Raw genomic sequence first — 8,647 nt, forward strand, 5'->3', positions numbered from 1 at the left:
CACATTTGTTAAACTGAAGACTCTGTATGGCTGAAATCAAGCGCCGCAAGTCGCATGTAGTCAATATCGGCGGGGTCCGCGTTGGCGGAGATGCACCGGTCGTGGTGCAGTCGATGACGAACACCGATACCGCCGACATCCGCTCGACCGTCCAGCAGGTTGCCGACCTGGCCCGCGCCGGCTCGGAGATCGTCCGCGTCACCGTCAACAACGACGCCGCCGCGAAGGCCGTTTACCCCATGGTGGAAGAACTCGGGATGATGGGCATCCGCGTGCCGATCATCGGCGATTTCCATTACAACGGGCACATCCTGTTGAAGAAGTATCCGCTGTGCGCGAAGTCGCTGGCGAAGTACCGCATCAATCCCGGCAACGTTTCCATCGGGCGCAAGGACGACGACAATTTCCGCACCATGGTCGAGTGCGCGGTCGAGTACCAGAAGCCGGTTCGCATCGGCGTGAACTGGGGCTCGCTCGATCAGCGCCTGCTCGCGGACATGATGGACGAGAACGCGAAGCGTCCGGAGCCGCTCGAGGCTCGCGACGTGATGATGGAAGCCATGGTACAGAGCGCTTTGCGCTCCGCCGAACTGGCGGAACAGTACGGGCTGCGGCCGGACCAGATCATCATCAGCGCCAAAGTCAGCGGCGTGCAGGATCTGATCGATGTCTATCGCGTGCTGGCCGCGCGATGCGAGTATCCGCTCCACCTCGGCCTGACTGAAGCCGGCATGGGCGCGAAGGGAATCGTCGGTTCCACCGCGGGATTAGCGGTTCTGTTGCAGGAGGGAATTGGCGACACGATTCGGGTTTCCCTGACACCAGCGCCCAACGGCGATCGCACCGAAGAGGTTTTCGTCGCCCAGCAGATTTTGCAATCGATGGGCATCCGCAATTTCTCGCCGCAGGTTACGGCATGCCCGGGGTGCGGACGCACCACCTCGACCTTCTTCCAGGAAATGGCCGAGCAGATTCAGCGCTACCTGCGCGAGAAGATGCCGGAGTGGAAGACACAGTACCAGGGCGTCGAAGAGATGAAACTGGCCGTGATGGGCTGTATCGTGAACGGTCCGGGCGAGTCGAAACACGCCAACATCGGTATTTCCCTGCCGGGGACGTTCGAAGAACCCAAGGCACCGGTATTCGTCGATGGCCGGCTGATGTTGACCCTCAAGGGCGACCACATCGTCGAAGAGTTCATCAAGATCCTCGACGAGTACGTGGATTCGAGGTATTCGAAGAAGCCGGAAACTGTAAAGGCGTAATCCGACGGTTATTGGGCGCAACTAATACCCAAAACGTGTCACTCCCAGTGGTAACTATTGTGCTCTCCGTTGCGTCTAAGTAGCAGAGCATACCCTTGGCCTTTTCATTTCAGGAAACTACGTTTCTGGAGCAATCGGTAAAGAGCGCCATAATTGGTCACGCACCCTGCGCCATGGGTAAAATGTCCAACTCTGTCTATAATTCAAGAATGTAAGGTTCGTTGGAGGAAGGATTCTATGGATCCGCTTCAGAGCGGTTTCTGGCAGAAACTGAAGGCCAGTCGATTCTCCTTTTCGCTGGTCACCCTAGCCACGTTGGCCCTTGGGATTTTGATCGGCACGGTTATCACCTACGGAGTCAAGGGTAAGACCATCGACTCTTCGGATGCGCAGCAGTTGACCATCCCGCAAGCGAAGCAGGTCTCCAACGCCTTCTCCAGCGTGGCCAAGCAATTGGAACCCTCGGTCGTCAACATTAACACCGAGAGCGTTATCAAGAACCCGCATCGCGGTCTTCGCGGGCGCACCCGTCCCTCGCCTGACAATCCCGGCGGCGACGGTCAGGGGCAGGACCAGGGGCAGGACCCGGACAATCCATTCCAGGATTTCATGGATCGTTTCTTCGGAGGCCAGGGCGGACAGGGCCAGATGCCTGACCAAGATGACATGCGTTCACAGTCGCTAGGCTCCGGCGTCATTGTCGACCCGAAGGGCTACATCGTCACCAACTACCACGTGGTGGAGCGCGCCGACAAGATCCGCGTCAGCCTCATGGGCGATCCGCCGAGCGTCAGCTATCCCGCCAGGGTCATCGGCACCGACAAGGAAACCGATCTCGCCGTTATCAAGATCGACGTCAATAAGACTCTGCCGGCCGCCAAACTCGGCAACTCCGACGGCATGAGCGTCGGCGACTGGGTCCTTGCTATCGGCAGCCCCTTCGGCCTCGAAGAAACCGTAACGGCTGGGATCATTTCCGCCAAGGGCCGCAGCATCGTCCCCGGACGCCAGTTCCAGTCCTTCATCCAGACCGATGCCGCCATCAACCCCGGCAACTCCGGCGGTCCGCTCGTCAATCTCGATGGCGAAATTATCGGGATCAACACCGCCATCTACACCCAGAGCTACGGATATCAGGGCGTCGGTTTCGCGCTGCCATCGAACACGGTCGCCTCGGTTTACAACCAACTCATCGGTCCCGAGCACCGCGTCGCCCGCGGCTCCATCGGCGTTGAATTCAACGCCCAGCCGAACCCATCCGTCGAGCGCATCTACGGCGTCAAGTCCGGAGTCATCATCTCCAACGTGATTGCCAACGGTCCCGCGGCCAAAGCTGGCCTCCAGACCGGCGATGCCATCACCGCCGTGAACGGCAAGAGCGTAAAGACCGGCGACGAACTGGTCGGCGAAATTTCCAACGCGAAGCCGGGTTCCACCGTGAAGCTCACCTATTTCCGCAACGGCAAGCAGGATGAAGCCAACGTCCAGGTAGCCGATCGCATGAAGCTCTTCGGCGCTCGTCTCGGCCTCACCGATGATCAGCCGGAAGAAGACGACACGCCAAAGGAGACTAAGCTGGGCATCACCGTCCGCGACATCACGCCTGACAGCGGCAGCCGCATGGGAGTCGCCCCCGGCAAAGGCGTCCAGGTTACTGATGTGAAGCCGGACAGCTTCGGCGACAGTATCCAGGTCGAGCGTGGCGACGTTATTCTCGAAGTTAATAAACAACCAGTCACTGACGCGGCTGCATTCGGCCGTCTGCAGTCGCAACTCAAGAGCGGACAAGACGTTGTGCTCCTCGTCCGCAAGCGCGGTACCACCAAGGACCAGGGCCCAGTCTTCCTGGGTGGTGTCCTTCCGTAACTTCTAGCGGCAATCTTCTGGCTGGCGGGAGAGCATCTGAATGCGAGATGATTTCTCCCCAGCCGGAACCACTTTCGATTCGGCGGGATTTTGCAACGGCGCGGCTTAAGTCATGCCGCTAAGCCGCTAAAGGTGGAACAGCTTTCAGTACCATAGGCCCTGAGGGAATTTGGCTTAAGTCCCTCCCCTGATTGCCAGAACACTTACCGACGCGTATCCTGTCGCAATTCATGGACAGGCGACGCCACAAGGAGTCGTTTTGAAAGTAGGCCACGCAATCATAATTCGCATCGCACTGGTGCTCTGTATGCTGCTGCTGGTCTCCGGATCCTGGGCGCAGACGCAGCACGCCAAGGCCAAGTCCACGCACGCCAAGCCGGTCGTCCACAAGAAATCGTCGACGCTCTCTAAGGCGACCGTTCGCCGGGCGAAATACACCAGGCACTCGAAGCGTTATCGCTCGCGCAAGCCTCGCGGCCAGCAGGCCATCTCTGACAACCGCGCACGCGAAATCCAGGAAGCCCTGATCCGCGAACACTACCTGCAAGGTGAGCCCAGTGGTGCCTTCGACGCCCGAACCAAGGCGGCTCTTATGAAGTATCAGCACGACAATGGTTGGCAAACCAGGGTCGTGCCCGACTCTCGCGCGCTGATCAAACTCGGTCTCGGCCCCAGCCACGACGGTCTGCTCAACCCTGAGAGCGCCGCCATCGGCAATCCGGACGAGTTGGGCATGCAGAAAGCCATCCAAACCCAAGCCGACGAGCACAAATAGAATCTCTATAGCATTGGAAATTACAGCCCGGCTCACGCCGGGCTTTTCTGCGATTCACGATCTACGATCTCCACCTTTCTTGTTGACCTGGTTGCTCCTCGCCCGTCCTACCGATACACTGTTTCGTTCATTTCTGGAGGCTACATGCGCAAGCTTATTCTTGCGATTTTCCCCGCACTCTTCCTCATCGCTTCCTGGGCCCAGCAACCACAGACTCCCGCCACCGCCGAGAAACCGGGCATCGCCAATCCAACCCTCAAGGTTGACGAGAAGCCGCTTGCATCGCTGCCTTACACGCCCAGCCTCGACGTCGACTCCATGGACAAGACCGCCGACCCGTGCGTCGACTTCTATCAGTACTCCTGCGGCGGCTGGATGAAGAACAACCCGATCCCCGCCGACCAGGCGCGCTGGAGCGTTTACGGCAAGCTTTACGAGGACAACCAGCAATTCCTCTGGGGCATTCTCGACGAGCTCTCGAAGAAGACTGCTGGCCGCAATGCCAACCAGCAGAAGATCGGTGATTTCTTCGGGGCCTGCATGGACGAAGCGGCTGTCGAAAGGCTCGGCGCCGCGCCGCTCAAACCTTTCCTTGCCGAGATCAACGGGATGACGTCGAAGAAGGATCTGCCTCGTGTCCTGGCCGACCTTCACTCGAAGACTCAAACGAGCGGACTCTTCTTCAGCTTTGGTTCCAACCAGGACTTTGCCAACTCCGAGTCCGTCATCGCCTTTGCCGAAGCTGGCGGACTCGGCTTGCCCGACCGCGACTACTACACCAAGACCGACGCGCACTCCGTTGAGCTTCGCGACAAATATCTCGCGCACATTCAAAAAATGATGGAGCTCCTCGGCGACAAGCCCGACGTCGCCAAAGCCGAAGCCGCGAAAATCATGGAGTTCGAAACCGATCTCGCCAAAGCCTCGCTCACGCGCGTCGAGCGCCGCAACCCCTACAACCTGTTCCACAAGGTCGACTTCAAGGGCCTACAGACGCTCACACCGAGTTTCGACTGGGGCACTTACATCAAGGATATCGGCCTCCCGCCGCAGACCACCTTCAACGTCACGCAACCGGCCTTCTACCAGGAACTCGAAAAGCTGATTCAGTCCACGAGCCTTGACGACATCAAGACGTATCTGCGCTGGCACCTCGCGCACGCTGAAGCCCCGTTCCTCTCAGCCGCTTTCGTCAACGAGAACTTCGACTTCTTCGGCAAGACGCTCCACGGCACGCCGCAGCTTCGCCCACGTTGGAAACGCTGCGTCTCCCTGACCGATGCCGAACTCGGCGAAGCTCTCGGCCAGGAGTTCGTTCACCGCGCCTTCAGTCCCGAACTCAAGCAGAAGACGCTCACCATGACGAAGCAGATCGAGAGCGCCATGCAGCAGGACATCAACCAGCTCACCTGGATGAGTCCCGAGACCAAAGCGAAGGCACTCGAAAAGCTGCACGCGATCGTCAACAAGATCGGCTATCCCGACAAATGGCGCGACTACAGCTCCGTCAAGATCGTTCCCGGCGACTTCCTCGGCAACGTCGAGCGCGCAACCGTTTTCGAATCCAACCGCCAGTTGAAGAAGATCGGGAAGCCGCTCGACCGCGGCGAATGGGACATGACTCCGCCGACCGTGAACGCCTACTACAACCCTCAGATGAACGACATCAACTTCCCCGCCGGAGTCCTGCAGCCGCCGCTCTATGACCCGAAAATGGACGACGCGCCGAACTACGGCAACACCGGCGGAACCATCGGCCACGAACTCACCCACGGCTTCGACGACGAGGGCCGCCAGTTCGACGCCCACGGCAACCTCAAGGATTGGTGGACGAAGCAGGATGCCGAGAACTTCACCCAGCGCGCGCAGTGCATCGTCGACCAGTACTCGCACTACACCGTCATCGACGACATCAAGATCAACAGCAAGCTGACCGAAGGCGAAGACGTCGCCGATCTCGGCGGGCTCATCCTCGCCTGGATGGCCTGGAAGGATCAGACGGCGAACCAGCACCTGCAGGACCTCCAGGGCTTCACGCCGGAGCAGCGCTTCTTCATCGGCTACGCGCAGTGGGCCTGCGAGAACGTGCGTCCGGAAGACCTCCGCGTCAACGCCATCACCGACCCGCACTCACCGGGCAAGTACCGCGTCAACGGCCTGGTGGTGAACATGCCGGAATTCGAGAAAGCGTTCTCGTGTAAAGCTGGACAACCGATGGTCAGTGAACACCGCTGTCGCGTCTGGTAAGACCGCTGAGCATTTGGGATTCTGGTGCCCCATTCAAGCCTTCTTCGGGCTTGAGTGGGGCAGTTCCGTTGTAGTCCCCCCTATTTCAATCGGGCCTCTTTTCAGTCACTTGCGGAAAATTTCGGCGTAACGAACTGGCGGCAAAGAACTTAAATCTGAAAATGCCTGGTCTCCTTCTGGGTTCAAGAATTTGCGAAGGAAAAATGTATTTTTGAGCGCGAGTTATCGGACGTAAGAGCGGGGTGCAAGGTACAAGGTGCAAGCCGCTCGCGATCCGCCATCCGCAACTGGCGATGGCAAGTGGCAATGGCAATGGCAAGAATTTGGTTCTCAGCTACGGGCAGAGATGGCCGGTGTTTTGTCTCTCTATTTTCAGAATAGCAGGTTGGGTATGGCTACTGTGACATCGCGGAGAAAACTATATTTGGATTGGAATGAAGGAGTTGCAGCGAAAATGACAAAGTTTGTCTCTTGACAAGAATTATCTCAAAGCGAGAAAGGGGGAACTAATGATGTGTGCTGAAGCATAAATTGGATTAATGCGTGGGAAGCCCTGTTCACGCCAACAATCCGAGCGCCATAATTCGCAGAGAGATGGTTTCAGACAGGTTCTATCAGCTCTTCATGCCAGATACCGGGAACATCGGCGAGTTCGTAAAGCTCATCCCCACCATGATAGAAACTGACGCCCTTTACGGTTGTTGTTCTTCCGAAGAATGCAAGCTGGTCGGCTGTCAGTGGGTGGTGAAACTTCCACGATCTGTAGAACTGCTGAAGCACATCTGCGCTCTTGATGCGCACTGTCGTCCCGATTGGATATTCTTCGCGATACGGGCCGTTTCGCTGTCCCATGAGAGGATTATAGAGGCTAAATTGCTGGAAGATCGCCAACAAACCTATGTAGCAACGGGACGCATACAAGCACCACACACCTTTGCAGTTGGTGTTCTCAGCGGCTTACCGCAATGTGCGCAGGGTGGCCCGTAAAGCGAAATGCGATGATGGAAAATCGCCATCGGATTTGCTTCGTGAAAGCCCGTCATGCGCTCATATTCCTCTAACATCGGTTGAAACCTCTCGCGCAAACCGCTGCCCTTCCGTGCTGTGACTTGCGAATACTCCTCTTCATCGAGCATCGGCATTTCCGCTTTACAGCGCCAGCACCAGAGCATCTTCATGCGATTATTCTAAGATATGCGATTGTGAGCGAAAAATCGTCATCTCATAAACAATCCGGGGTTGCTGGTTGAGGGTAGCTGGATAGATTATGATATGCCCTGTTCACACCAACTATCGTTTGGTTCTTGCCGTCACGAGCATTAACATCCAGACGGAGAACATCGTGAACACGAAGGCCACATTCGAAGCCAATTATGAAGGACTGACGAACGAGGAACTTCTGCGAATAGCCGCTGACCGTGAAGAATTGGTAGAAGAGGCGAAGGCCGCTCTCGACGCTGAACTTCAAAAGCGTGGGCTGCGGCAGGGGCAAGCGCAGAAATTCAAGAGAAACCTACAGCGCATTACGGCGAGAGACACGGTAGGGCGCTTGGGGTTCAGTTCAAGAGGCTATGGAAAGCAGTTTCTTGGGATGTCGAACTACGCCGCCGATGACGTGAACGGCTTCGAGGAGTTTGATTCGACGCTGTGGTTCTTTTTTATGTTCTTGCCAGTTGTCCCTCTCTCGACAGTTCACATACGAAGACGGCTAAAGGGAAAGTCCTTTTTTTGGTCGTTCGGCAGAACGGATTTCACCACGATGCACCTGCGTGGGCTTAACTTTGGTCAGGTAGGACTCACGTACGTCGGAGCCGCCATTACGGCGTATATAGCGTTGCAAGCCTTATTACTGCTGCTTTCGACGCTCAGACCATAGCTGTTGAGATATCGGCTTATCGTAACCAATCAATGGAGCCTAGTTTGGTCGGAAGTTCATCGTGAAAGCGACGGCCACGGGCTTCCCCTTCTTGGTAGCTGGCTTGAAGCTCCAATTTTTGGAGATGTAATCAGCCGTATCCTGCGCGGAGCTTTTGTCCGTTGCAGCTAAGACCCTGACACTGCACACACTTCCTTTGCCGTTCACCACCAGTTCCAATGAAATCGCCCCTTGAATCTTCGGGGCATTCTTGGCGTTCTTGTCCGGCTTAGGCTGTGGCGGATTCACGCCATCGACACCCGGCTTGTAAATCGTCTCACCGGGAGCAATACATGATTTCGAGGGTTGAGGCTCCTGAGCCACAAGCGGTAACGACAGAAGTAGAGCTACACCAACTGTGAACACGTGTCCTAATCGCATCACACCGTCCCGTTAAAAATGAACGGAATGATAGCAGTTTCAACGGATTGTTGACGAGAAATCGCCTTACCATAAACAATCGGTACTACTGTTTCTTCTCAATCTCCCATTCACCCGTTCGCCGTGCTTGTTCGACTTCTTCTTCGACCTCTGCTAATGCACTCGAAAGGGTCGGGTGCATGATAAATGTCATGTCCT

8 protein-coding genes are annotated in these 8,647 nt (G+C 56.7%); 5 read left to right on the forward strand and 3 right to left on the reverse strand.

Annotation, left to right across the window (positions count from 1 at the left end; translation table 11 throughout):
• Positions 1 to 26 precede the first annotated feature (26 nt).
• The 4 genes from ispG to ROO76_19370 all read left to right on the forward strand — a co-directional run bounded on the left by ispG (position 27) and on the right by ROO76_19370 (position 6,153).
• A complete protein-coding gene (ispG, locus tag ROO76_19355; protein ID MDT8070331.1) occupies positions 27 to 1,265 on the forward strand; it encodes a flavodoxin-dependent (E)-4-hydroxy-3-methylbut-2-enyl-diphosphate synthase in 1,239 nt (412 codons plus the stop codon).
• Between the two features lie 237 nt (positions 1,266 to 1,502).
• On the forward strand, positions 1,503 to 3,131 hold the full coding sequence (locus ROO76_19360) for a Do family serine endopeptidase (protein ID MDT8070332.1): 1,629 nt from the start codon (positions 1,503 to 1,505) through the stop codon (positions 3,129 to 3,131).
• A 259-nt stretch (positions 3,132 to 3,390) separates the two neighbouring features.
• On the forward strand, positions 3,391 to 3,906 hold the full coding sequence (locus ROO76_19365; protein ID MDT8070333.1) for a peptidoglycan-binding domain-containing protein: 516 nt from the start codon (positions 3,391 to 3,393) through the stop codon (positions 3,904 to 3,906).
• Positions 3,907 to 4,050: 144 nt separating this feature from the next.
• Positions 4,051 to 6,153 (forward strand): M13 family metallopeptidase, encoded by a 2,103-nt coding sequence (locus ROO76_19370; protein MDT8070334.1) that lies wholly within the window; start codon positions 4,051 to 4,053, stop codon positions 6,151 to 6,153.
• 600 nt (positions 6,154 to 6,753) lie between these two features.
• Here the strand turns inward: ROO76_19370 and ROO76_19375 are convergent.
• Together ROO76_19375 and ROO76_19380 are read right to left on the reverse strand one after the other, a co-directional pair.
• Positions 6,754 to 7,005: a hypothetical protein gene (locus ROO76_19375; GenBank protein ID MDT8070335.1), complete on the reverse strand. Its 252-nt coding sequence runs from the start codon at positions 7,003 to 7,005 to the stop codon at positions 6,754 to 6,756.
• 44 nt (positions 7,006 to 7,049) lie between these two features.
• Positions 7,050 to 7,331 carry a hypothetical protein gene (locus tag ROO76_19380; protein ID MDT8070336.1) on the reverse strand — a complete coding sequence of 94 codons (282 nt, stop codon included), beginning with the start codon at positions 7,329 to 7,331 and terminating at the stop codon, positions 7,050 to 7,052.
• 89 nt (positions 7,332 to 7,420) lie between these two features.
• Between ROO76_19380 and ROO76_19385 the strand changes: the two genes are divergently transcribed.
• Positions 7,421 to 8,029 carry a hypothetical protein gene (locus ROO76_19385; protein MDT8070337.1) on the forward strand — a complete coding sequence of 203 codons (609 nt, stop codon included), beginning with the start codon at positions 7,421 to 7,423 and terminating at the stop codon, positions 8,027 to 8,029.
• A gap of 39 nt (positions 8,030 to 8,068) precedes the next feature.
• Here ROO76_19385 and ROO76_19390 read toward each other — a convergent pair whose 3' ends face one another.
• Positions 8,069 to 8,449 (reverse strand): TonB family protein, encoded by a 381-nt coding sequence (locus ROO76_19390; GenBank protein MDT8070338.1) that lies wholly within the window; start codon positions 8,447 to 8,449, stop codon positions 8,069 to 8,071.
• Positions 8,450 to 8,647: the final 198 nt, after the last annotated feature.

This window comes from Terriglobia bacterium, from assembly GCA_032252755.1.
Taxonomy (GTDB): Bacteria; Acidobacteriota; Terriglobia; order Terriglobales; family Acidobacteriaceae; genus JAVUPY01.

Excerpts from the sequence above, each read along its gene's own strand:
- ispG (MDT8070331.1), top strand. The coding sequence starts at position 27 with ATGGCTGAAATCAAGCGCCGCAAGTCGCATGTAGTCAATATCGGCGGG.
- ROO76_19360 (MDT8070332.1), top strand. The coding sequence starts at position 1,503 with ATGGATCCGCTTCAGAGCGGTTTCTGGCAGAAACTGAAGGCCAGTCGA.
- ROO76_19370 (MDT8070334.1), top strand. The coding sequence starts at position 4,051 with ATGCGCAAGCTTATTCTTGCGATTTTCCCCGCACTCTTCCTCATCGCT.
- ROO76_19375 (MDT8070335.1), bottom strand. The coding sequence starts at position 7,005 with ATGGGACAGCGAAACGGCCCGTATCGCGAAGAATATCCAATCGGGACG.
- ROO76_19380 (MDT8070336.1), bottom strand. The coding sequence starts at position 7,331 with ATGAAGATGCTCTGGTGCTGGCGCTGTAAAGCGGAAATGCCGATGCTC.
- ROO76_19385 (MDT8070337.1), top strand. The coding sequence starts at position 7,421 with ATGATATGCCCTGTTCACACCAACTATCGTTTGGTTCTTGCCGTCACG.
- ROO76_19390 (MDT8070338.1), bottom strand. The coding sequence starts at position 8,449 with ATGCGATTAGGACACGTGTTCACAGTTGGTGTAGCTCTACTTCTGTCG.